The sequence below is a fragment of the Azospirillum sp. UENF 312511 genome (genome assembly GCF_058780635.1).
In genome coordinates this window covers 98,651-120,329 of the sequence record NZ_JBSNCG010000003.1, presented here as the reverse complement: position 1 = coordinate 120,329, position 21,679 = coordinate 98,651, and the positions used below count along the sequence as shown (strand labels likewise).

Genomic DNA, 21,679 nt, shown 5'->3' with positions numbered 1-21,679 from the left:
CGGAGCGTCCTTCGGCCTCTGATGGCATCCCTTTGAAGGAAAAGGACGCGCCGGTCTTCGTCCGGTCGATGCGCAGTTACGAAGGCGGTGGCGCGGACCACGGAGCACCCATTGCTGCTGCCAAGGTGGAAAAACTACGTCTTGCGGCGGCGGGTCCGCAACAGATTTTAAAACTGCGACTATTTGGCGCGTCGGCTTCGCTTCAGCTTGGGTGGATTGCGCCGCTGCACGGCTATGGCGCCGCGGCATGACGGCCCTGCGCCGCCCGTGGTTGATGGGAATTATAAGGCGCCCTTACAATAAGGGATGCTTGATGAATCCCCCTTCGGAATGATCCTGATCGACTGCGCGCGGCTTCTGCGCGCGCGGTTCGACCGTGCCCTGGACGACGCCCGGCTCGGCCTCACGGCGGGGGAGGCGAGGGCACTGGTTTACGTCTGCCGCCACCCCGGCTCGCGCCAGTCGGTGCTGGCGACCCACATGTGGGTGGAGCCGATGACCCTGGTCGGTTTCCTCGACCGCTTGGAGGCGCGCGGGCTGGTGGTCCGCGAGCCGGATCCGGCGGACCGCCGCGCCAAGATCGTCCAGCCGACCCCGCAGGCCGAGCCTCTGGCGCTCCAGGTCCTGGAAGCCTTCCGCACCGAGCGGGAGTCGGCCATGGCCGACCTTTCGGCGGAAGAGATCGTCCTGCTCAAGGACATGCTGGGCCGCCTGCGCAACCGCATGATCGCCGACGACATGATCGCCAACGACCGCGGCGGAGCCGGCCGATGAGCCATCCTCCCGTGCAGACCGACGCGCCCGCCATGACGGAGACGCGGACGGCCGTCATCGGAACGCTGATCGTCACGCTGGGGCCGCTCAGCCTCGCGCTCTACACGCCGGCCCTGCCGATGCTGGTGGAGGCGTTCCAGACCACACCGGCGGCGCTGAAGCTGACGCTTTCCGTCTATTTCTTCGGCTTCGCCTTTTCCCAGCTTGCCTGCGGACCGCTGTCCGACGCCTACGGGCGGCGGCCGGTCGCCCTGGGCTTCTTCGTCACCTATGTGCTGGGCAGCGTCGTGGCGGCATTGTCGGGCAGCATCGAATGGCTGCTGGTCGGGCGGGCCCTGCAGGGCATCGGGGCGGCGGCGGGCATCGCCATTTCCCGCGCCATCGTGCGCGACCAGTTCACCGGCCAGCGGTCGGCGCGCATCCTCAACCTGATCGGGCTGATGCTGGCCATCGTGCCGGCGGTGGCGCCGACGCTGGGTGGGGTGATCCTCGGCACGGTTGGCTGGCACGCCATCTTCGTGGTGATGACGCTCTACGGGCTCGCCGTGCTGACCGTCTTCGCGCTGGGCACGGCGGAGACCAACCGGACGCGGGATCGCTCGGCGGCCCGGCCCGGCCCGGTGATCCGCAACTACCGGACCCTGCTGACCGACCGGCGCTTCATGCGGGCGGGGCTGGTGCTCGGCACGACGCTGGGCGGCCTCTACACCATGGCGGCGCTGCTGCCCTTCGTGATGATCGAGCGGGTGGGGCTGAGCCCGACCGTCTTCGGCTTCGCCATGCTGCTGCAGACCGGCTCCTACACGCTGGGGGCGACCCTGGCGGGGCGGCTGCTGCGCCGGGTGGACGCGATGCGGCTGATCCCCTACGGGCTGGCCTGCGTGGCCGTGGGCGGGCTCGGCTTTGCCCTGGCGCCCCTGACCGGCGAGCCGACCGTGGCGAGCGTGATGGGGCCGACCGCCGTCTGGGCCTTCGGCATCGCCCTGGTCATGCCCGGGGCCACCAGCGACGCCCTGGCCGGCTTCCCCCGCATGGCCGGGGCGGCGTCGGCCCTGATCGGCTTCATGCAGATCGGCGGTGGGCTGGCCGGCACGGCGGTGGCCGCGCTGTTCGCCGATCCCTACACCGCGACGACGGCCATCATGCCGGGCCTCGCCTCGCTGTCGCTGCTCTCCTTCGCGCTGCTGCGCGTGCCGGCGTCCCGGCGCGGCCACCCGGCCAAGCCCGCCCGGCCGGAGGATCTGGAGGTCGCGGTGGACCCCGTCGCCCTGGTTGGTGCCGGCGGCGAGGAGATCGAGGAAGCGCTCCACCAGCGCCGGGCTTCCGGCCGCAAGGGAGGCTGAAGATGGGCTTCGGCGTCCGGTATGCCTTGGGGAGCGCAGGAATGCGGCCGGACGCGAATTTTACCTCGCTTCTGAAGATGCGGGGCGGTAGATAAGTGGTCCCGGTCCGCAAATATGGGTTCGTGGCGTGGCCGGACAAGGCTTCGGAGCGTCCATGAGCGATTCAGAATTCCACCGGATCAAGCGGCTTCCGCCCTACGTCTTCGCCGAAGTGAACGCCATGAAGGCGCGAGCCCGAGCTGCCGGCGAGGACATCATCGACCTCGGCATGGGCAACCCGGACCAGCCGACGCCCCAGCACATCGTCGATAAGCTGATCGAGGCCGTGCGCGATCCCAAGACGCACCGCTACTCGAACTCCCGCGGCATCCCCGGTCTGCGCAAGGCGCACGCGGCCTATTACAAGCGCCGCTTCAACGTGGACGTCGATCCGGAGTCGGAGTGCATCGTCACCATCGGCTCGAAGGAAGGCTTGGCCAACCTCGCCCAGGCGATCACCAGCCCCGGTGACATCATCCTGGTGCCGAACCCCAGCTACCCGATCCATCCCTTCGGCTTCATCCTGGCCGGCGCCTCGGTGCGCCATCTGCCGGTGGGGCAGGCCAACGGCACCTCCACCGACATCGACAGCTTCATGATCATGCTGGAGCGCGCCGTGCGCCACAGCGTGCCGAAGCCGCTGGCGCTGGTGCTGAACTACCCGTCCAACCCGACGGCGGAGGTGGTCGGCCTCGACTTCTACCGCCCGATCGTCGAGTTCTGCCGCAAGCACGGCATCTACATCCTGTCGGATCTGGCCTACGCCGAGGTCTTCTTCGACGGTGAGCCGCCGCCCTCGATCCTGGAGATCCCGGAAGCGCGCGAGGTGGCCGTCGAATTCACCTCGATGTCGAAGACCTATTCGATGGCCGGTTGGCGCATCGGCTTCGCCACCGGAAACAAGAAGCTCATCACCGCGCTGGCCCGCATCAAGTCGTATCTGGACTACGGCGCCTTCACGCCGATCCAGGTCGCCGCGACCGCCGCGCTGAACGGCCCGCAGGAGTGCGTGGAGCAGGTGCGCACCATGTACCGCCAGCGCCGCGACGTGATGATCGAGGGTCTGGCCTCGGCCGGCTGGACGGTGCCGAGCCCGTCGGCCTCGATGTTCGCCTGGGCGCCGATCCCGGAGCCCTTCGCCCATCTCGGCTCGCTGGAGTTCTCCAAGCTGCTGTTGCAGGAAGCCAAGGTGGCCGTGGCGCCGGGCATCGGCTTCGGCGAGTACGGCGACGGCCATGTCCGTCTGGCGCTGGTGGAGAACGTCCACCGCATCCGTCAGGCGACCCGCAACATCAAGGAGTTCTTCCGCTCCAACGCCGCCGGTGCGGCGGCGAGCAAGGACCCGGCGGCGCGCGCCGCCCTCCTCGATCCGGAGAAAGCGAAAGTCTGATGTCCGACTCCCACAAAACAGGCCCCCTGAAAATCGCCGTCGCGGGCCTGGGCACGGTCGGCGCGGGCGTTCTGAAGCTTCTGGAGCGGCAGGCCGACCTGATCGAGCAGCGCTGCGGCCGCCGCATCGAGGTGGTGGCGGTCAGCGCCCGCTCGCGCGGCAAGGACCGCGGCGTCGACCTGTCGACGGTCGAATGGTACGACGATCCGGTGGCGCTCGCCGCCCATCCCGGCGTGGATGTGGTGGTCGAGCTGATCGGCGGGTCCGAGGGGCCGGCGAAGGAGACCGTCGAACTGGCGCTGGAGCGGGGACGCCACGTCGTCACCGCCAACAAGGCGCTGCTCGCCCATCACGGCACCGCGCTCGCGGCCAAGGCGGAGGCCGCGGGCCTCGCCATCGGCTTCGAGGCGGCGGTGGCCGGCGGCATCCCGATCATCAAAGGGCTGCGCGAGGGGCTGGCGGGCAACCGGGTGTCGGAGGTGCACGGCATCCTCAACGGCACCTGCAACTACATCCTGACGGAGATGCGCACCACCGGCCGCGATTTCGCGGACGTGCTGGCCGACGCGCAGAAGCTGGGCTACGCGGAAGCCGACCCGAGCTTCGACATAGACGGTGTGGACGCCGCGCACAAGCTGGCGATCCTGACCTCGGTGGCCTTCGGCACGCCGGTGGACTTCAAGAGCGTCCATGTCGAGGGCATCCGCCACGTCTCGGCGGTGGACTTCGACTACGCCGACGCGCTCGGCTACCGGATCAAGCTGCTGGGCATCGCCCGGCGCACCGATCACGGGATCGAGCAGCGCGTGCACCCCTGCATGGTGCCGAAGGCGGCGCCCATCGCGGCGGTGGACGGCGTGTTCAACGCCGTGATCGCCCAGGGCGACTTCGTGGACCGCGTGCTGTTCGTCGGCCGCGGCGCCGGCGAGGGACCGACGGCCTCGGCCGTGGTCGCCGACCTGATCGACATCGCCCGCGGGCGCTCCACCCCCACCTTCGGCGTGCCGGCGGCCCAGCTTTCCGAGGCGCAGCCGTCGCCGATGGAGGCGCGCCGGGGGTCGTACTACGTACGCCTGATGGTCGTGGACCGTCCCGGCGTGATAGCGGATGTTGCGGCGGCCATGCGCGACCAGAACGTCTCCATGGAGCAGTTCCTGCAGCGCGGGCGCGCCCCCGGTGAAGCGGTGCCGGTGGTCCTGACCACCCATGACACCGAAGAGGCGGCCATGCAGCGCGCGCTTGCCACCATCGCCGACAAGGAGTTGGTGGTCGAGCCGCCGCGCATGATCCGCATCGAACAGTTTTGACCGAACCATAGAAGAACCGAGCATCGATTCGGGGGAGAACACCATGTCCGTTCATGTCGACCTGTCCGGTATGGACCGGAACCTGGCTCTGGAAGCCGTCCGCGTCACCGAGGCCGCCGCGCTGTCCGCGTCGCTGCTGATGGGCCGCGGTGACGAGAAGCTTGCCGACCAGGCCGCGGTCGACGCCATGCGCCAGGCGCTCAACACCCTCTACATCGACGGCACCGTCGTGATCGGCGAGGGCGAGCGCGACGAGGCGCCCATGCTTTACATCGGCGAGAAGGTCGGTGCCGGCATCGGCCGCGGGCCGAAGGTCGACATCGCGCTCGACCCGCTGGAAGGAACCACCATCTGCGCCACCGGCGGCCCGAACTCGCTGGCCGTCATCGCCATGGCGGACGAGGGCGGCTTCCTGAACGCCCCCGACGTCTACATGGACAAGATCGCCGTCGGTTCCGGCCTGCCGGAAGGCGTGGTCGATCTCGACGAGACGCCGGCCAACAACCTCAAGGCTCTGGCCAAGGCCAAGGGCACCGAGGTGCAGGAGCTGCTGGTCTGCATCCTGAACCGTCCGCGCCACGCCGAGCTGATCGCCCGCGTCCGCGAGGCCGGCGCGCGCATCATGCTGATCAACGACGGCGACGTGTCGGGCGTGATCGCCACCAGCCAGGCCGGCACCGGCGTCGACATGTATGTCGGCTCCGGCGGCGCGCCGGAAGGCGTTCTGGCCGCGGCGGCGCTGCGCTGCATCGGCGGCCAGTTCCAGGGCCGTCTGCTGTTCCGCAACGACGACGAGAAGGCCCGCGCCGCCCGTTGGGGCGTCAAGGACCTGAACAAGAAGTACAGCCTGACCGAGCTGGCCAGCGGCAACGTCATGTTCGCCGCGACCGGCGTGACCGACGGCGCCATGCTGCGCGGTGTCCGCCGCTTCCCCGGCGGTGCGACCACCCACTCGGTGATCATGCGCTCCAAGTCGGGCACCGTGCGTTACGTCGAGGCGCACCACAACCTGCAGCGCAAGCCGAGCATGGCGTAAGGCTGCTTAAGAAAAAGGGGCGCGCGGCCATCCGCCGCGCGCCCCTTTCTTTTTTGGAGATTTCTCCTTTTTCGGAGACTACAGGCCCTTGCGCCGCCGTCCCTCGGCGTCGGCGGCCTTCATGGCGGCCAGGACGCGCTGCGGGGTGATCTCGTGTGGCTCGTTGTGGATGGTCTCGCCCTCGGCGCAGGCCCGCTCCGCCGCCAGCAGGAGCCGCTCGTCCGACACGCCGGCAAGGCCGATCTCGGCCAGCGTCGTCGGCAGCCCCACCGCCTTGCAGAAGCCGTAGACCTCGTCCAGCACCGCCGGCGGCCGGTCAGTCAGGATCAGCAGCGTCAGCGTGCCGAAGGCGACCTTTTCGCCGTGCCAGCAATGGTGCGTTTCCTCCAGCGCGGTCAGGCCGTTGTGGACGGCGTGGGCCGCCGCCAGCCCGCCGCTCTCGAAGCCCAGCCCGCTCAGCAGCGTGTTGGCCTCGACGATGCGCTCCAGCGCCGGGGTGACCACGCCCTGCTCGCAGGCCGATTTGGCGAGCACGCCATACTCCAGAAGCGTGTCGTAGCACAGCCGGGCCAGCGCGAAGGCGGTCATCGGGCCGACGCGTCCGGTCATGTTGCCGCCGCGCTTGATGCGGCAGTCCTCCGCCTCGAACCAAGTGGACAGGGCGTCGCCCATGCCGGAGACGAGGAAGCGCACCGGCGCGCTCGCCACCACACCGGTGTCGACCAGCACGAGGTCGGGGTTGCGCGGCAGCACGAGGTAGCGCTTGAACGCCCCCTCCGGCGTGTAGATCACCGACAGGGCGCTGCACGGCGCGTCGGTGGAGGCGAGTGTCGGGACGATGGCGGTGCGCGCGTCCAGCGCGTGGGCGACCGCTTTGGCGGTGTCGAGCGCCTTGCCGCCGCCGATGCCGACCACGACGTCGGCGCCCATGGCGCGGGCGAGGCCGGTCAGCCGCTCGATCTCCTCGTCGGAGCACTCGCCACGGAATTCCTGGATGTTCATCTCGACGCGCCCGGCGGCGGCCTCGACCAGCCGGCCTTTCAGCGTCTTCAGGACGAAGCTGTCGGTGACGGCCAGAACCGTCTTGCCCAGCCGGGCCAGATCCTCGCCCAGACTGTCGAGGGCGCCGTTGCCCTGGACGTAGCGGGCCGGAAAGATCGCCGTGGTGATCATGGTTCCCTCCTCCGCGGATTGGTACCCGCAGTGGAGCAAGACTCTTCTGCCTCCGCAATGACCTGCCTCAAGTTGCGGCGCAGCAAATAAATCCACTGCCTTTGTGTTGGGGCGCTTCTGCAAAGGTCAGAGCCATAGAAGGATGGCGGCGACGGTGATCATAGCGAGGTAGTTGGCGGCGCACTTCTTGTACCGGGTGGCGATCCGGCGGAACTGCTTCAACAGGCCGATCCGGCGCTCCACACGGTTACACTCGCGATAGGCGGTGCAATCAAACGTCGGCTCCGGGCGCTCGTTTCTCTTGGTCGGGATCGCTGGCTGGATGCCGCGGCGGTGCAGGGCGCGGCAGATCACGCCGCTGCTGCAGGCTTTGTCGGCGGCCAGCCGTTCCGGTTTCGTCAACTCAAGGCGTACCATCCGAACCAGATGGGGGCGAGGAAGCAGAGGCCCACCGTTTTCCGGAACATCCGTTCTGTGACCGAAGACGGCCCTCATGTGTTGTCCATACCCGTCTGCCGGCTTGATCGGATTAAGGTATGGAAAACCTGCTTCTTCAGTTCCTCCCCAAGGCCCCACAATCGATCTGGGTGCGATACGGGGTTACAGCCGTGATCATTGCTATCACGACGCTGTTGCGTTACGTCCTTGAGCCCATCCTGAGCAAATACCCCTTCCTTCTATACATCCCTGCAATTTTCCTGGTCTCACTGCTGTTCGACCGCGCGTCTGGTTTTATCGCCGTTCTCCTATCTGGTGGTTTCGCGGCGTGGTTGTTCATGGAACCGCGGGGTGATCTCTGGATCGCCGATCATGGCGACCAGTTGGCCTTCATGATCTATGTCGGCCTGGGGCTTGGTATCGCCGCGATCACGGAAATGCTGCGCACGACGCTCGAGGAGCTGTGCCAGTCCTGGGAAAAGCTGGCTGCGTCAGATCGGGAAAAGGATCTCATGCTGCAGGAGATCCATCACCGCATCCGCAACGATCTCCAAATGATCTCCGCCCAGCTGACCTTGGCGGCCATGCGGCCGGAAAACGCCCAAGCGATGATGCAAGGGACCATTGAGCGCATCGGTGTGTTGGCCCGCATCTATGGCCGCCTGCGCCGGGTCGATGGGGCGAGCATCGTAAACGTAAAGGAGTTTCTGGAGAGCTTGGTGGAGGACCTCCAGCTGGGCATGGTGGGCGTGCGACCGATTGCCTTGAGCGCCCGCGCGGACAGCGTGGACTTGGACATGAACACGGCTGTCGCTGTCGGCACCATTGCCAACGAACTCGTTACCAACGCGGTCAAGTACGCCTTCCCCGACGCGCAGGCAGGCTGGGTTGATCTCTCGTTTCGGCAGGAGGCAGACGAGTACGTTCTGTGCGTCAGCGACAATGGCGTCGGGTTCACCTCGGACCAGCCGAAAGGGACGGGTCTCGGGCGTCAGATCGTGCAGCAGCTGGCGTTGCAGCTTCGAGGCAAGCTGGACATACAGTCCCGAACGGAAGGTGGGATTCAGGCAATGCTCCGTTTTCCTGTTCCGCGTCCAGGCTAGGCTCCAGTCGACACTGCGCTTTCCCGCCTTGCAAGAATGGAAAGCCCGTACGCTAACAGCGGCGCTCAACCGCCAACAGGTCTTCCAGGCAGAAGCATTCGCAACCCGGCACCGGTTTGCAGAAGCGCCCTAACAAATAGTGGGCAACAGTGGCGGGGTGCCGTCCTTCACCGATGCATGTGCATGGCGTAAGCGAGCACCAGATGTTCCAACTCAGGGCGCCGCAAGTGGGGCGCGTCAGCCGTGAGGAAAGCCACCGACCGCGTGATCATCGCCACCGTTTCGGGCGGCGTGCAATCGCCCCCGGCCACCGTGACGGTCATCAGCAGCGCCACGGCGTCGCCCAGGCAGCGCGGTTCCAACTGTTGGAGTCGCTCCTTCGCCGCCACCATGCCCCGCACGGCTCCGGCCTCCGGCACCCGGTCCCAGTGAGCGAGCGGTGCTGTGAGCACGTCCAGATCCCGCAATCCCGGCGAGTCCGTCCGCACGGGCAGGCGAACAAAGCCCGGACCGAGGGCAGGGTGGGATAACGTGGGCAAAGCTGTGCTATCGTCGGAATCAGCCATGATCCGATGCTCCTGGTTGGCGCGGGTTGAGCCTGTCCGGGCGGGGTGTTGCCGCACGCCATCCGGTTGGAGATTCTTTGAATTGGTTACAGCGTCACCATAACAGGGCGCCTTTCGCTCCTCAAGAAAATAGTTGCGTGGTAACTAATGCGCCCCATTCAATGCAAACTCGCCCGTACGGCACTCGGTTGGGGAGTGCGCGACGTGGCGTCGGCAACCGGCATGTCGCCGAACACGATTGTCCGCTTCGAGCGGGGTGAACGCATGCGTGACCGCACCGTGGCCGAACTGCGCACACTGTTCGAAAGCAACGGTCTGGAGTTCATCGACGAGGCGGACGGGAAGGGACCGGGGTTACGGTTTCGGCAGCCATTTCCCGCTGAGCCGGAGGGCTGAAGGAGTAGAGCATCTGCTTCCTGGTTTGCCCCCACCCGCTGGCCCCCGCCGCCCTACTTCTGCTATGGCTTCGGCCATTCCGATCCGTGGCATCCTGGGCAGCATGACCGACACCGTTCCCGCCTTCCTGAACGTCGCCCATTCCCTGTCCGGTAAGCGCTGGCAGGCGCGGCCCTACGACGAGCGGCTGGCCTGGGGGCTGGCGCAGGGGCGGGGGCTGCCGGAGATCGTCGGGCGGGTGCTCGCCGCCCGTGGGGTGACCGAGGAGGCGTGCGACGGCTTCCTGAACCCGACGCTGAAGGCGCTGCTTCCCGACCCCTCCCGCTTCAAGGACATGGACATCGCCGCGGAGCGCATCGCCCGCGCGATCATGGATGGCGAGCCGGTGGCCGTCTTCGGCGACTATGACGTGGACGGCGCCACCTCCTCCGCGCTGCTGCGGCGCTTCTTTCGGGCGGTGGGGGCGGATCTGCGCATCTACGTGCCCGACCGCATGAAGGAGGGCTACGGCCCCAACGGCCCGGCGCTGCTGCGGCTGAAGGCCGAGGGCGTGCGGCTGGTCGTGACGGTGGATTGCGGCATCTCCGCCTTCGCGGCGCTGGAAGCGGCGGCGGAGGCCGGGCTGGAGGTGGTGGTGCTCGACCATCACGCGGCGGAACCGCGCCTGCCGCCGGCCGTCGCCCTGGTCAACCCGAACCGGCTGGACGAGGACGGCGCCTACCGCACGCTGTGCGCGGCGGGGGTCACCTTCCTGGCCGTGGTGGCGGTGAACCGGGCGCTGCGCAGCGCCGGATTCTACGCGGGCCGCAACGAGCCGAACCTCATGGAATGGCTCGACCTCGTGGCGCTGGGCACGGTGTGCGACGTGGTGCCGCTGACGGGGTTGAACCGCGCCCTGGTTGCGCAGGGGCTGAAGGTGATGGCGCGGCGCGCCAACCCCGGCCTGTCCGCCCTGTCCGATGTCGCCGGGGTCAAGGAGAAGCCGGACGCCTACCACGCCGGCTTCGTGCTCGGCCCGCGGGTCAACGCCGGCGGGCGCGTCGGCGCGTCGGACCTCGGGGCGCGGCTGCTCTCCACCGACGACCCCATGGAGGCGATGGAACTGGCCCAGAAGCTGGAGGCCCACAACGCCGAGCGCCGCACGGTGGAGCAGGGCGTGCTCGCCGACGCCATGGCCCGGCTGGAGGAGCACGCCGAGGAACTGGCCGAGCTGGTCTTCGTGGCGGGGGAGGGTTGGCACCCCGGCGTGATCGGCATCGTCGCCAGCCGCCTGAAGGAGCGTTACAGCCGCCCGGCCTGCGTCATCGCCCTGGAAGAGGGGGCGGACGGCACGGTGATCGGCAAGGCCTCTGGCCGCTCGGTGCGCGGGGTCGATCTCGGGGCGGCGGTGATCGCGGCGCGGCAGGAGGGATTGCTGATGGCCGGCGGCGGGCACCGCATGGCGGCCGGCTTCACCGTGGCCGGGAGCAAGCTGGCCGACCTGCAGGCCTTCCTGACCGGCCGCGTCGCCGAACAGGTGGCCGCGGCCCCGCTGGTGCCGACGCTGGAGCTGGACGGCGCGCTGTCCGTGGGGGCGGCGAACACGTCCCTGGTGGACCGTCTGAACCAGCTCGGCCCGTTCGGCACCGGCAACGCGGAGCCGCGCTTCGCCGTCACCGACGCCCGCGTGGTGCGGGCCGACGTGGTCGGGGCGAATCATGTCCGCTGCATCCTGCAAGGTGGCGACGGCGCCCGGCTGAAGGCCATCGCCTTCCGCGCGCTGGAGAGCGAGATGGGGAAAGCCCTGCTGATGGGCCGCGGATCGCCCTTCCACATCGCCGGTGTCCTGCGCATCGACCGCTGGAACGGGGCGGAGGGAGTCCAGCTCCTGATCGACGACGCCGCACCCTCCCAAACCATGTGAATGCAAACAAATTCGCCGTGGAGATGGTGCATGGGGGGCATACGCGAACGGGGTAGAAAGGAGTTGGAAAAAACGCTTGCGCTCGGGCCGTCATCCCATTAGTAATCCCGCCACGCCAACGACGTCCCCATCGTCTAGAGGCCTAGGACACCGCCCTTTCACGGCGGCGACAGGGGTTCGAATCCCCTTGGGGACGCCACCTTCTCACAGGTTGGCACCGGTTTCGAAAGCTCAGCCCTTGGCTGAGCTTTTGTCGTTTCAGGCGTCATTTGATCGGCGCCTTTGCCGGCTGCAGGTGATCCCTTCGCCGCGCCGTGGTCGCCGGCTTCTCCCGCCCGTCGAAATAGCGCCAAGGGGCGGTTTCCTGGGGTGGCTCCGTGGACTAACGTTCCTCACGCCCTTCGATGGGGCCAAGGGAACGGGAGACATCCATGACCATTCCGACGACACGCCTTCCTTCGGGAACCGCCGTTCCGGTGCTCGGTCAGGGCACCTGGTACATGGGCGAGGACAGCCGCGACCGCGCGCGGGAGGCGGCGGCGCTGCGGCTCGGCCTCGACCTCGGCATGACGTTGATCGACACGGCGGAGATGTACGCCGACGGCGGGGCGGAGGAGGTGGTCGGCGAGGCCATCGCCGGGCGCCGCGACGAGGTGTTCCTGGTCAGCAAGGTGCTGCCGATGAACGCCAGCCGCCGCGGCACCATCGCGGCCTGTGAACGCAGCCTGAAGCGTCTGCGCACCGACCGCATCGACCTCTATCTGCTGCACTGGCGCGGCAGCCACGATTTTTCCGAAACCATCGAGGCCTTCGACACGCTGATGCGCGACGGCAAGATCGGCCAATGGGGCGTCAGCAACCTGGATCTCCAGGATATGGAAGAGTTGGTCGGCACGCCGGGCGGGGAGGGGGTGCAGACCAATCAACTCCTCTACAACCTGACGCGCCGCGGAATCGAGTACGACCTGCAGCCCTGGTGCCGTGGGCGGGGCATTCCGATCATGGCCTATTCGCCGATCGAGCAGGGGCGGATGCTGCGCCATCCAGAGCTTCGCCGCGTCGCCGAGCGGCACGGCGCGACGCCGGCCCAGGTCGGGCTGGCTTGGCTGCTGCGCCAGGACGGGGTGGTCGCCATCCCCAAGGCGTCGGACCCCGCCCATGTCCGCGACAACCGGGCCGCCGCCGATTTGCGGCTCGACGAACAGGATCTCGCGGACCTCGACCGGGCCTTCCCACCGCCGCGCGGGCCGCGCCCGCTGGAGATGCTGTAGCGCGGCGAAGCGCCGCGCTTGCGGTGGCGGACTCGATTTCCCTGGCCGAACGGCCTATGTATGCTGCATTGCGGAATCAGGCATGCCTGAGTCCGCGTGTGGCTCATCCGGGAATCGAAGCATGCTCGCCATCGTTCTTCTGTCCATGCTGCTGTCGGGCTTCGCCGTCGTCGTGGCGCGGATTCTGACCGCCGAGGTCGTTACCGCCGGCATGCCGGTCCGCGATCCCTGGTCGCCCCGGCATCTCCGCCGGGTGAAGAAGGCGCGCAAGGCGCAGGAGGAGATCGAGGGCGGCCCGTCCTGGGCGTCCTTCCCGCGCGGGCTCTGACCGTTTCCCAAAAACCTGTTTCCCCACAAGCAAATCGGGCCGGGAAATTTCCCGGCCCGATTGCGTTCGTGTGCTGATGGTGCGTCCGGTGCCTTACTGGGCCGGCTCCGCCGCCAGCTTCGAGGCCGGGAGGCTCTCGTTGATCTGGCGGGCGCGCATCGGCTTCAGGACGAAGATGGCCAGCAGGGCGGCGATGCCGTTGACCGCGGCGGCGAAGAAGAACACCGCCTGCCAGCTGCCGGTCGAGGCGACCGCCACGTTGGCGAAGGGAACGACCAGCGACGCGGTGCCCTTGGCGGTGTACAGCAGGCCGGCGTTGGTGGTGGCAAACTTCGAGCCGAAGGAGTCGCCGCACAGCGCCGGGAACAGGCTGTAGATCTCACCCCAGGCGAAGAACACCAGACCCGTCAGGATCACGAAGGCGACGGGGTTGTGGCCCCACTGGTTCAGCGCCAGGATGCCGACGCACTCCAGGGCGAAGGCGATGAACATCGTGTTCTCGCGGCCGATGTGGTCGGACACCCAGCCGAAGAAGGGACGGGTGACGCCGTTCAGCACGCGGTCGATCGACAGGGCGAAGGTCAGCGCCGGCAGGGTCAGGCCCATGATGCTGACGGGAACGCCGTCCAGGTGGAAGTCCTTGGCGATCGGGCCGAGCTGCGCGGTCGCCATCAGGCCGCCCGCCGCCACCATCACGAACATGGCGTACATCACCCAGAAGACCGGGGTCTTCAGCATCTGGACCGGGGTGTAGCTCTCGCGGGTCTGCGACACCGACGAGCGGGAGACCTCCGGAACCTGCCCCTTCTTCGGCGCCGCCAGGAACCACGCCAGCGCGAGGATCACCGCGCCCTGGCCGATGCCGAAGGTCATGAAGGTGGCTTCATAGCCCGAGGAGTGGATCATGTTGGCGATGGGAACGACCGTGAGGGCCGAGCCGGCGCCGAAACCGGCGGCGGTCAGGCCGGCGGCGAGGCCGCGGCGGTCGGGGAACCACTTCAGCGCGTTGCCCACGCAGGTGCCATAGACGCCGCCGGCGCCGATGCCGCCCAGCGCCGCGCCCAGATAGAGCATGGCAAGCGAGTTGGCCACCGAGTTGACCGCCCAGGCCGCGGCGCAGAACACGCCGCCGATCAGGACGACGATGCGCGGGCCGAACTTGTCGACGAACCAGCCTTCGACGGGAACCAGCCAGGTTTCCATGACGACGAAGATGGTGAAGGCCACCTGGATGGCCGCACGGCCCCAGCCATGCTTCTGGTCGATGGGCTCGACGAACAGAGTCCAGCCATACTGCAGGTTCGCGATCATCGACATGCAGATGACGCCGATGACGAGCTGGAACCAGCGGCCACCGAGGGGGCCCTTCGGGGCCTCCGTGAGGGCTTGGTGCATTTCTCTCCTCCTAGAAGCGATCTCTTTGCGAAGCGGTCTTTTGATTTTTTGAGTCGGGTTGTTTTTGTTCTTTGACCGGAGGCGTCCCCGTGGTGTGCCGGGTCGTCTCCATCGCCTTGGCCTGACCGTGGAACCGGCCGCTTGGTGTGGGCGGCTTAAGCTCGCGGGGTGAGCGTTTTTGGCATTAGAGATATGGTATGCCAGATACAGTTTCCGGCGCAAGCTGTTTGTCAGCGTAACAAACAGACTCGGCATGCAAGGGCTGCTCTACCACCTTCGGAAGCGCTGATGGCCTTTGTCTGAATAGGGGTTCTTGCGCTTGGACGGTTGCAGTGCTGACGGTTCGTCAGCAAAGCGATTTGGCCCATTCTGGTATCTGGTATACATATAAGGCAAGAGCGCGCGTCGACTCGGGATGGCATGCCGCTTCCGCGCCGTCGCGCGATCGACCAGCTTCAAATCATCGGTACAGGGGAGGAGAAGACTCGATGACCACCGCCATTTTCACCCATCCGGACTTCCTGGCGCACGACACCGGCCCGGGTCACCCGGAGCGTCCCGAGCGAATCGCCGTGGTGTGGGAGGTTCTGGACCGCGACGAGTTCCGCGATCTGCCCCGCTTCGAGGCCCCGGAAGCGGACGTCGAGCAGCTGCGCTGGGTGCATGACCCGGCCTATGTGGACGCCGTGCTGAACGCGGTCCCGGACAGCGGCCATGCCCGGCTGGACGCCGACACCGTGCTGTCGCCCACCTCGCGCTCGGCGATCCTGCGGGCCGCTGGCGCGGTCTGCGCGGCGGTGGACGCGGTGCTGGACGGGACGGCGAAGAACGCCTTCTGTGCTGTCCGCCCCTGTGGCCACCACGCCGAGCCGGCCCGGGCCATGGGCTTCTGCGTCTTCAACAACGTGGCGGTCGGTGCCGAGCACGCCCGCAAGCGGCGTGGCCTGACCCGCGTCGCCGTGGTCGATTACGACGTGCACCACGGCAACGGCACCCAGGCGATGTTCTGGGACGACGCCGACCTGTTCTTCGCTTCGACCCACCAGTCGCCGCTCTATCCCGGCACCGGTTCGATGAGCGAGACCGGAGTCGCCGACAACATCGTCAACGCACCACTGCCGCCCCACTCCGGGACGGTGGAGTTCCGCCAAGCCATGGAGCGCCGCATCCTCCCCGCGCTGGAGGAGTTCCAGCCGGAGCTGATCCTGATCTCCGCCGGATTCGATGCCCACGCCCGCGACCCTCTGGCGTCGCTGAACTTCACCGGCCCGGATTTCGAATGGGCGACGCGCAAGCTGGTCGAGGCGGCGGACCGGCTGTGCGATGGCCGGGTCGTGACGGTGCTGGAGGGTGGCTACGACATGGTGGGGCTCGCCGAAGGGTGCGCCGCCCATCTCCAGGCCCTGATGCGCGCCTGACCGGGGCTCGGACGACGAAGCCCGGGTGATTTCGAGGGACTTTGCGCAGCTGCACCATAAGGTCGGTTGCTTCCTGCACGGATTATCTGGTATACCAAATACCAGAGAGACGAACAGAGTCCCTCGAACACACAAAAAAACGGGAGTTACGCACGATGGACCAGCGGATCGCCGAACAGAACGCCGCTCAGAACGCTTCGGGCCAGCCCACCATCGAGATCACCCTGGCGAAGACCGACGCCGACATCGCCGACAGCTACGCGGTGGTGAAGGAACTGCGCACCCACATGACCGATCCCGACGCCTACGCCGCCCAGATCCGCCGCCAGATGGAGGACGGCTACAACATGGCGCTCCTGCGCATCGACGGCGAGGTGGCCGGCTGCGGCGGCTTCCGCGTTCACGAGACGCTGTCGCGCGGTCGCTATATGTATGTTGAGGATCTCGTCACCTCGCCGAAGCACCGTTCCTTCGGTCTGGGCGACAAGCTGTTCGATTGGCTGGCCGCCCAGGCCCGTGAAAAGGGCTGCGCCCAGATGGAAATCATCTCCGGCGTCCAGCGCGGCGACGCGCACCGCTTCTATCACCGCAAGCGCATGACGGTTAAGGCGTTCCAGCTCGTCCTGCCGCTCACCTGATCCCACTCACCGGATGGACCCGCGAACCGGGCGTCCGGACGGGCCGGGCGTCCGGTTTTCCATGCTCGAACTTTCGTTGGAAAACCCAGGATTCTCGCCCGATTCCGGATCATGCCCCTCCCTCGTCAGGGTCTATTTTGCCAGTTGACATCTGGTATCTGGTATACCAAACTCCGTATTTGTTCGGTGTGCTGATTGATTGGGGTTACTGCAAAGGCTGCGCGGCGCGTGGCCGATAATTGGGGGAGAGGAAACGGGTTATGAAGATCTGCATCTTTGGGTCCGGGGCCATCGGCGGGTATCTGGGTGTGCGTCTCCACCAGGCCGGCGCGGATGTCAGCCTCGTGGCGCGCGGCGCCCATCTCACGGCCATGCGTGAGAACGGTGTGAAGCTGATCGTCGGAGAGGAAGAAACGGTCGTCCACCCCCGCTGCACCGACAACGCGGCGGAACTCGGCCCGCAGGACTACGTCATCATCGGTCTGAAGGCCCACTCCGTTCCCAGCGTCGTCAACGCCATCCAGCCGCTGCTTGGCAAGGACACCGCCGTGGTCACCGCGGTCAACGGCATCCCCTACTGGTACTTCTACAAGAACGGCGGCGAGTTCGAAGGCCGCGTGCTCGACACCGTCGATCCGGGCGGCATCCAGTGGAACGGCCTGAGCCCGGAGCGCGCCATCGGCTGCGTCGTCTACCCCGCGACCGAAGTCGTCGAGCCCGGCGTCATTCAGCACATCTACGGCGACAAGTTCTCGCTGGGCGAGCCGGACGGCAGCCAGTCCGACCGCGTGAAGAAGCTCAGCGCGGCGATGGAGGCCGGCGGCCTGCGCGCCCCGGTGCTCGACCGCATCCGCGACGAGATCTGGCTGAAGCTGTGGGGCAACCTCTGCTTCAACCCGATCAGCGCGCTCACCCACGCCACGCTGGACGTCATCTGCTCCGATCCGGAAACCCGCGCCGTCGCCAAGTCGATGATGCTGGAGGCCAAGGAGATCGGCGACCGTCTGGGCGTGCATTTCCGGGTGGATGTGGAGCGCCGCATCAACGGTGCCGGCGCCGTCGGTGCGCACAAGACCTCGATGCTCCAGGATCTGGAGCGCGGCCGTCCGATGGAGATCGACGCCCTGCTGTCGGTGGTCCAGGAGATGGGCCGCATGGTCGGCGTGGCGACCCCGACCATCGACGTGGTCCTGGCGCTCGTCCGCCAGCGCGGCGAGATCGCCGACTGCTACACCCGCCCGCAGCGGGCATCGTCCGAGGCCGCCCCCGCGGTCGCCGCCCAGTAGGGCGGACACCGTCCGGCCCCGCACACAGAAACCAACGCCCCCAACGACGAAGCGAAGCAACGCCGAGGGGCCGGACAATCGCTTCACAGGAGGAGCGTCATGAGGGTTGAAGACATTCTCCGCCGAAAGGGGACGCGCATCGGCACGGTGCGCATCAACGAAACCGTGGAAACGGCGTTGCGTCTTCTGAAGGCCGAAAACACCGGCGCGCTGGTGGTCAAGGACGTCTGCCGGACCGAGGGCAACACGGTCGTCGGGGTGATTTCCGAACGCGACATCGTGCGCAGCCTGACCGACCGCGGGCCGGGCATCCTGTCCCTGCCGGTCACGGCGGTGATGAGCCACCATCCTGTCTGCTGCACGCCGGGCGATTCCGTCCGTCACGTGCTCCAGCTGATGGACGAGCATACCATTCGCCACATCCCCGTTCTGGACGGTGCCTCGCTGGTCGGCGTGGTCAGCGTGCGCGATCTCATCAAGGCGCAGCTTGATGCCGCCCCGCCGGACGCCGAGCCGGCCGAGGTCGTCAGCTATCCCGTCGCCGCGGCCCAGTGACGGACGACGGTGCCCCGGGCGGTCGTGCCCGGGGCAGCCTTCCCATGACGGCGGCGGTGGTCCGGAGGCGGTCACCCGCATCCATCCCGGGTGACCGCTCCGCCGCCCTGCGGGACTGACGCCGGACCACGCCTCGTCGCTGGCCGGCACCGACATCATTCGAGAATTTGACCGGCGGGCCGCCCGCCGAGGCCGCCCGCCGTCGAGGCCGGAGCGCTGACGCCTCGTCCTGCCGATTGCTTTGGGAGGCAATCAACAACCATGAAAATCGCCATACCCAGGGAGCGGCGCGCGGGCGAGAATCGCGTCGCGGCGTCTCCGGAAACCGTCAAGAAGATCAAAGGTCTCGGTCTCGACGTCGTGGTCGAGACCAGGGCCGGTCTGGGCTCGAACCTGCCGGACCGGGTGTACCAGGACGCCGGTGCGGAGATCGCGCCGGATGCCGCGTCGGCGCTGGCCGATGCCGACATCGTGCTGAAGGTGCAGCGCCCGCTGCTGGCCGGGGAAGGGGACCTCGACGAGCTGGCGCTGATCAAGCGCGGCGCGCTGCTGTTCGCCATCCTCAACCCCTACAACAGCCGCGACCACGTGGCGGCCTACGCCGCGGCCGGGGTGAACGCCTTCGCCATGGAGTTCATGCCGCGCATCACCCGCGCCCAGGTCATGGACGTGCTGTCCTCGCAGGCCAACCTCGCCGGCTACAAGGCGGTGGTCGATGCTGCCAGCGAGTACGGCCGGGCCTACCCGATGATGATGACCGCGGCGGGCACGGTGCCGCCGGCCCGCGCCTTCATCATGGGCGTCGGTGTGGCGGGCCTGCAGGCCATCGCCACGGCCAAGCGGCTGGGCGCCATCGTCTCGGCGACCGACGTGCGCCCGGCGGTCAAGGAGCAGGTGCAGAGCCTCGGCGGCAGCTTCGTCGCGGTGGAGAACGACGAGTTCAAACAGGCCGAGACCGCGGGCGGCTACGCCAAGGAGATGTCCGACGACTACAAGCGCCAGCAGGCGGCGCTGGTGGCCGAGCACATCAAGAAGCAGGACATCGTCATCACCACGGCGCTGATCCCCGGGCGCAAGGCGCCGATCCTGGTGACGCGCGAGCATGTGGCGTCGATGAAGCCGGGCTCGGTGCTGATCGATCTGGCGGTGGAGCAGGGCGGCAACGTCGAGGGCTCGGAGCTGGGCAAGGTCGTCGTCACCGACAACGGGGTGAAGATCGTCGGCCACGCCAACTACCCCAGCCGCATCGCCGAGAGCGCCTCGCTCTTGTACGCCAAGAACCTGCTCGCGTTGCTGCAGTCGCTGCACAACAAGGACCCCGAAGACAACACAAAGGGTCGCGTCACGCTCAACTGGGACGACGAGATCGTGAAGGCCATCGCGCTCACCCGCGATGGGCAGGTCGTCCATCCCGCCTTCGCGGACACGGTCCGCGAAGTCCAGACCGTCTGAGGAGGCGGCTTCCATGGAACATCCCGATCCCGCGAGCCAGATTGAGGCCTTCCGCCACTCGCTCCTCACCCTGACCAACCAGACGGCGGAGCTTCAGGTCCAGGTTGCCCAGATGACCCACGCGATGCCGATCCCGGCGCCCGTCCTGGACGCGGCGAGCCACGGCAACTTCTTCATCACCGGCCTGACGGTGTTCGTGCTGGCCTGCTTCGTCGGCTACTACGTGGTGTGGCGGGTGACGCCGGCGCTGCACTCGCCGCTGATGGCGGTGACCAACGCGGTGTCCTCGGTGATCATCGTCGGCGCCCTGATCGCCGCCGGCCCGGCCGGTTTCGGCTTCTCCAAGATCATGGGCTTCCTCGCGGTCATCCTGGCCAGCGTCAACATCTTCGGCGGCTTCCTGGTCACCCAGCGCATGCTGTCGATGTTCAAGAAGAAGGGCAAGTAACCATGGAAACCCTGTCCGCCCTTCTCTATCTGGTCGCCTCGGTCTGCTTCATCATGGCGCTGCGCGGCCTGTCCAGCCCGGAGACCTCCCGCCAGGGCAACTTCTTCGGCATGGCCGGCATGACCATCGCCGTGCTGACCACGCTGGCCCTGCCCATCGTCCAGTCCTACTGGATGATCGTGCTCGGCATCGCGATCGGCGGCGGCATCGGCTACGTCATCGCCAAGAAGATCGAGATGACCGCCCTGCCGCAGCTCGTCGCCGCCTTCCACTCGCTGGTCGGTCTGGCCGCGGTGTTCGTGGCGCTGTCGGCCTTCTACTCGCCCGAGGCCTATGGCATCGGCGTCCCCGGCGCCATCGCCAAGGGTTCGCTGGTCGAGATGGCGCTGGGCACCGCCATCGGCGCCATCACCTTCACCGGTTCGATCGTCGCCTTCGCCAAGCTGCAGGGCTTGGTCACCGGCAAGCCGCTGGTCTTCCCCTTCCAGCACCACCTCAACGCCGGCCTCGGCATCCTCACCATCCTGCTCATCGTCTGGCTGGTGCAGAGCAACGCCGATGCCCCGATGTGGCTGATCGTCGCCGTGTCGCTGGCGCTCGGTCTGCTGCTGATCCTGCCGATCGGCGGCGCCGACATGCCGGTGGTCATCTCGATGCTGAACAGCTACTCGGGCTGGGCGGCAGCGGGCATCGGCTTCACGCTGCAGAACAACCTGCTGATCGTCACGGGCGCGCTGGTCGGCTCGTCGGGCGCGATCCTGTCCTACATCATGTGCAAGGGCATGAACCGCTCGATCTTCAACGTCATCCTGGGCGGCTTCGGCGGCGACAGCGGGGCGGCGTCGGCAGCGGCCGGCGGCGGCGAGCGCGGCACGGTCAAGGCTGGCTCGCCGGAGGACGCGGCCTACATCATGAAGAACGCCCAGTCGGTGATCATCGTCCCCGGCTACGGCATGGCGGTGGCTCAGGCCCAGCACGCGCTGCGCGAGATGGCCGACCTGCTGAAGAAGGAGGGCGTCGAGGTCAAGTACGCCATCCATCCGGTGGCGGGGCGCATGCCCGGGCACATGAACGTGCTGCTGGCCGAGGCCAACGTGCCCTACGACGAGGTGTTCGAGCTGGAGGACATCAACCGCGACTTCAGCACCGCGGACGTCGCCTTCGTGATCGGCGCCAACGACGTGACCAACCCGGCGGCCAAGACCGATCCGCAATCGCCGATCTACGGCATGCCGATCCTCGACGTCGAGAAGGCCAAGACGGTGTTCTTCATCAAGCGCGGCATGGCCGCCGGCTACGCCGGCGTCGAGAACGAGCTGTTCTTCCGTCCCAACACCATGATGCTGTTCGGCGACGCCAAGAAGGTCACCGAAGAGGTCGTGAAGGCCACCGAGTAAAGGCCTGCTGAAAGGAAAAGCCC

22 protein-coding genes and 1 tRNA gene are annotated in these 21,679 nt (G+C 67.4%); 19 read left to right on the top strand and 4 right to left on the bottom strand.

The genetic code is table 11. The features are described from left to right. Positions 1 to 32: 32 nt before the first annotated feature. The 6 genes from ACWPN7_RS11890 (at position 33) to glpX (ending at position 5,889) form a co-directional block, all read left to right on the top strand. Positions 33 to 251, top strand: a complete 219-nt coding sequence (locus ACWPN7_RS11890; protein WP_149651145.1) for a hypothetical protein — start codon at positions 33 to 35, stop codon at positions 249 to 251. Positions 252 to 330: 79 nt separating this feature from the next. After that, positions 331 to 774: a MarR family winged helix-turn-helix transcriptional regulator gene (locus ACWPN7_RS11885; RefSeq protein ID WP_492273291.1), complete on the top strand. Its 444-nt coding sequence runs from the start codon at positions 331 to 333 to the stop codon at positions 772 to 774. Continuing rightward, positions 771 to 2,117: a multidrug effflux MFS transporter gene (locus tag ACWPN7_RS11880; protein ID WP_459197652.1), complete on the top strand. Its 1,347-nt coding sequence runs from the start codon at positions 771 to 773 to the stop codon at positions 2,115 to 2,117. Before ACWPN7_RS11885 ends, ACWPN7_RS11880 begins: the two co-directional genes overlap by 4 nt. Positions 2,118 to 2,271: 154 nt before the next feature. Beyond that, on the top strand, positions 2,272 to 3,546 hold the full coding sequence (locus ACWPN7_RS11875; protein ID WP_014240257.1) for an LL-diaminopimelate aminotransferase: 1,275 nt from the start codon (positions 2,272 to 2,274) through the stop codon (positions 3,544 to 3,546). Next, positions 3,546 to 4,853 carry a homoserine dehydrogenase gene (locus tag ACWPN7_RS11870; protein ID WP_492273290.1) on the top strand — a complete coding sequence of 436 codons (1,308 nt, stop codon included), beginning with the start codon at positions 3,546 to 3,548 and terminating at the stop codon, positions 4,851 to 4,853. The genes ACWPN7_RS11875 and ACWPN7_RS11870 overlap by 1 nt, the downstream gene beginning before the upstream one ends. Before the next feature lie 43 nt (positions 4,854 to 4,896). Continuing rightward, positions 4,897 to 5,889 (top strand): class II fructose-bisphosphatase, encoded by a 993-nt coding sequence (glpX, locus tag ACWPN7_RS11865; protein WP_014240259.1) that lies wholly within the window; start codon positions 4,897 to 4,899, stop codon positions 5,887 to 5,889. Between the two features lie 78 nt (positions 5,890 to 5,967). Here the strand turns inward: glpX and ACWPN7_RS11860 are convergent, their stop codons facing one another. Both ACWPN7_RS11860 and ACWPN7_RS11855 read right to left on the bottom strand, forming a co-directional pair. Further along, positions 5,968 to 7,062: a glycerol dehydrogenase gene (locus ACWPN7_RS11860; RefSeq protein ID WP_454018260.1), complete on the bottom strand. Its 1,095-nt coding sequence runs from the start codon at positions 7,060 to 7,062 to the stop codon at positions 5,968 to 5,970. Between the two features lie 126 nt (positions 7,063 to 7,188). Further along, positions 7,189 to 7,464 (bottom strand): transposase, encoded by a 276-nt coding sequence (locus tag ACWPN7_RS11855; RefSeq protein WP_459197650.1) that lies wholly within the window; start codon positions 7,462 to 7,464, stop codon positions 7,189 to 7,191. A 134-nt stretch (positions 7,465 to 7,598) separates the two neighbouring features. On the opposite strand from ACWPN7_RS11855, the gene ACWPN7_RS11850 reads away from it, so the two are divergent. Continuing rightward, entirely contained in the window at positions 7,599 to 8,603 is a 1,005-nt protein-coding gene (locus ACWPN7_RS11850) for a sensor histidine kinase (RefSeq protein WP_103041013.1), read from the top strand. Between the two features lie 167 nt (positions 8,604 to 8,770). Here the strand turns inward: ACWPN7_RS11850 and ACWPN7_RS11845 are convergent, their stop codons facing one another. Next, positions 8,771 to 9,169, bottom strand: a complete 399-nt coding sequence (locus ACWPN7_RS11845) for a hypothetical protein (protein WP_456511449.1) — start codon at positions 9,167 to 9,169, stop codon at positions 8,771 to 8,773. 147 nt (positions 9,170 to 9,316) lie between these two features. Here ACWPN7_RS11845 and ACWPN7_RS11840 point away from each other — a divergent pair, with 147 nt between their 5' ends. The 5 genes from ACWPN7_RS11840 (at position 9,317) to ACWPN7_RS11820 (ending at position 13,067) form a co-directional block, all read left to right on the top strand. Then, positions 9,317 to 9,565 carry a helix-turn-helix domain-containing protein gene (locus ACWPN7_RS11840; protein WP_038528152.1) on the top strand — a complete coding sequence of 83 codons (249 nt, stop codon included), beginning with the start codon at positions 9,317 to 9,319 and terminating at the stop codon, positions 9,563 to 9,565. A gap of 103 nt (positions 9,566 to 9,668) precedes the next feature. After that, entirely contained in the window at positions 9,669 to 11,468 is a 1,800-nt protein-coding gene (gene recJ / locus ACWPN7_RS11835; protein ID WP_459197649.1) for a single-stranded-DNA-specific exonuclease RecJ, read from the top strand. Between the two features lie 123 nt (positions 11,469 to 11,591). After that, a tRNA-Glu gene (locus tag ACWPN7_RS11830) sits at positions 11,592 to 11,667 on the top strand. Positions 11,668 to 11,899: 232 nt separating this feature from the next. After that, positions 11,900 to 12,739 (top strand): aldo/keto reductase, encoded by an 840-nt coding sequence (locus ACWPN7_RS11825; RefSeq protein ID WP_407825897.1) that lies wholly within the window; start codon positions 11,900 to 11,902, stop codon positions 12,737 to 12,739. A 121-nt stretch (positions 12,740 to 12,860) separates the two neighbouring features. Beyond that, positions 12,861 to 13,067 (top strand): hypothetical protein, encoded by a 207-nt coding sequence (locus ACWPN7_RS11820; RefSeq protein WP_407825898.1) that lies wholly within the window; start codon positions 12,861 to 12,863, stop codon positions 13,065 to 13,067. A 93-nt stretch (positions 13,068 to 13,160) separates the two neighbouring features. Here ACWPN7_RS11820 and oxlT read toward each other — a convergent pair whose 3' ends face one another. Beyond that, complete coding sequence (gene oxlT, locus ACWPN7_RS11815) at positions 13,161 to 14,462, bottom strand: oxalate/formate MFS antiporter (RefSeq protein WP_492273289.1); 1,302 nt, start codon at positions 14,460 to 14,462, stop codon at positions 13,161 to 13,163. Between the two features lie 488 nt (positions 14,463 to 14,950). Between oxlT and ACWPN7_RS11810 the strand changes: the two genes are divergently transcribed. From ACWPN7_RS11810 to ACWPN7_RS11780, 7 genes are all read left to right on the top strand, one after another. Continuing rightward, entirely contained in the window at positions 14,951 to 15,880 is a 930-nt protein-coding gene (locus ACWPN7_RS11810) for a histone deacetylase family protein (RefSeq protein ID WP_459197648.1), read from the top strand. 155 nt (positions 15,881 to 16,035) lie between these two features. After that, positions 16,036 to 16,518 (top strand): GNAT family N-acetyltransferase, encoded by a 483-nt coding sequence (locus ACWPN7_RS11805; protein WP_149651135.1) that lies wholly within the window; start codon positions 16,036 to 16,038, stop codon positions 16,516 to 16,518. Between the two features lie 260 nt (positions 16,519 to 16,778). Beyond that, on the top strand, positions 16,779 to 17,804 hold the full coding sequence (locus tag ACWPN7_RS11800; protein ID WP_014240275.1) for a 2-dehydropantoate 2-reductase: 1,026 nt from the start codon (positions 16,779 to 16,781) through the stop codon (positions 17,802 to 17,804). A gap of 99 nt (positions 17,805 to 17,903) precedes the next feature. Continuing rightward, positions 17,904 to 18,359, top strand: a complete 456-nt coding sequence (locus ACWPN7_RS11795) for a CBS domain-containing protein (protein ID WP_200475478.1) — start codon at positions 17,904 to 17,906, stop codon at positions 18,357 to 18,359. Between the two features lie 261 nt (positions 18,360 to 18,620). After that, complete coding sequence (locus ACWPN7_RS11790; RefSeq protein WP_459197647.1) at positions 18,621 to 19,811, top strand: Re/Si-specific NAD(P)(+) transhydrogenase subunit alpha; 1,191 nt, start codon at positions 18,621 to 18,623, stop codon at positions 19,809 to 19,811. 13 nt (positions 19,812 to 19,824) lie between these two features. Next, entirely contained in the window at positions 19,825 to 20,259 is a 435-nt protein-coding gene (locus tag ACWPN7_RS11785; protein WP_014240278.1) for an NAD(P) transhydrogenase subunit alpha part 2, read from the top strand. 2 nt (positions 20,260 to 20,261) lie between these two features. Beyond that, complete coding sequence (locus ACWPN7_RS11780) at positions 20,262 to 21,656, top strand: NAD(P)(+) transhydrogenase (Re/Si-specific) subunit beta (RefSeq protein ID WP_137140486.1); 1,395 nt, start codon at positions 20,262 to 20,264, stop codon at positions 21,654 to 21,656. Positions 21,657 to 21,679: the final 23 nt, after the last annotated feature.

Excerpts from the sequence above, each read along its gene's own strand:
- ACWPN7_RS11885 (WP_492273291.1), top strand. The coding sequence starts at position 331 with ATGATCCTGATCGACTGCGCGCGGCTTCTGCGCGCGCGGTTCGACCGT.
- ACWPN7_RS11880 (WP_459197652.1), top strand. The coding sequence starts at position 771 with ATGAGCCATCCTCCCGTGCAGACCGACGCGCCCGCCATGACGGAGACG.
- ACWPN7_RS11875 (WP_014240257.1), top strand. The coding sequence starts at position 2,272 with ATGAGCGATTCAGAATTCCACCGGATCAAGCGGCTTCCGCCCTACGTC.
- ACWPN7_RS11870 (WP_492273290.1), top strand. The coding sequence starts at position 3,546 with ATGTCCGACTCCCACAAAACAGGCCCCCTGAAAATCGCCGTCGCGGGC.
- glpX (WP_014240259.1), top strand. The coding sequence starts at position 4,897 with ATGTCCGTTCATGTCGACCTGTCCGGTATGGACCGGAACCTGGCTCTG.
- ACWPN7_RS11860 (WP_454018260.1), bottom strand. The coding sequence starts at position 7,062 with ATGATCACCACGGCGATCTTTCCGGCCCGCTACGTCCAGGGCAACGGC.
- ACWPN7_RS11850 (WP_103041013.1), top strand. The coding sequence starts at position 7,599 with ATGGAAAACCTGCTTCTTCAGTTCCTCCCCAAGGCCCCACAATCGATC.
- ACWPN7_RS11845 (WP_456511449.1), bottom strand. The coding sequence starts at position 9,169 with ATGGCTGATTCCGACGATAGCACAGCTTTGCCCACGTTATCCCACCCT.
- ACWPN7_RS11840 (WP_038528152.1), top strand. The coding sequence starts at position 9,317 with ATGCGCCCCATTCAATGCAAACTCGCCCGTACGGCACTCGGTTGGGGA.
- recJ (WP_459197649.1), top strand. The coding sequence starts at position 9,669 with ATGACCGACACCGTTCCCGCCTTCCTGAACGTCGCCCATTCCCTGTCC.
- ACWPN7_RS11825 (WP_407825897.1), top strand. The coding sequence starts at position 11,900 with ATGACCATTCCGACGACACGCCTTCCTTCGGGAACCGCCGTTCCGGTG.
- ACWPN7_RS11820 (WP_407825898.1), top strand. The coding sequence starts at position 12,861 with ATGCTCGCCATCGTTCTTCTGTCCATGCTGCTGTCGGGCTTCGCCGTC.
- oxlT (WP_492273289.1), bottom strand. The coding sequence starts at position 14,462 with ATGCACCAAGCCCTCACGGAGGCCCCGAAGGGCCCCCTCGGTGGCCGC.
- ACWPN7_RS11810 (WP_459197648.1), top strand. The coding sequence starts at position 14,951 with ATGACCACCGCCATTTTCACCCATCCGGACTTCCTGGCGCACGACACC.
- ACWPN7_RS11805 (WP_149651135.1), top strand. The coding sequence starts at position 16,036 with ATGGACCAGCGGATCGCCGAACAGAACGCCGCTCAGAACGCTTCGGGC.
- ACWPN7_RS11800 (WP_014240275.1), top strand. The coding sequence starts at position 16,779 with ATGAAGATCTGCATCTTTGGGTCCGGGGCCATCGGCGGGTATCTGGGT.
- ACWPN7_RS11795 (WP_200475478.1), top strand. The coding sequence starts at position 17,904 with ATGAGGGTTGAAGACATTCTCCGCCGAAAGGGGACGCGCATCGGCACG.
- ACWPN7_RS11790 (WP_459197647.1), top strand. The coding sequence starts at position 18,621 with ATGAAAATCGCCATACCCAGGGAGCGGCGCGCGGGCGAGAATCGCGTC.
- ACWPN7_RS11785 (WP_014240278.1), top strand. The coding sequence starts at position 19,825 with ATGGAACATCCCGATCCCGCGAGCCAGATTGAGGCCTTCCGCCACTCG.
- ACWPN7_RS11780 (WP_137140486.1), top strand. The coding sequence starts at position 20,262 with ATGGAAACCCTGTCCGCCCTTCTCTATCTGGTCGCCTCGGTCTGCTTC.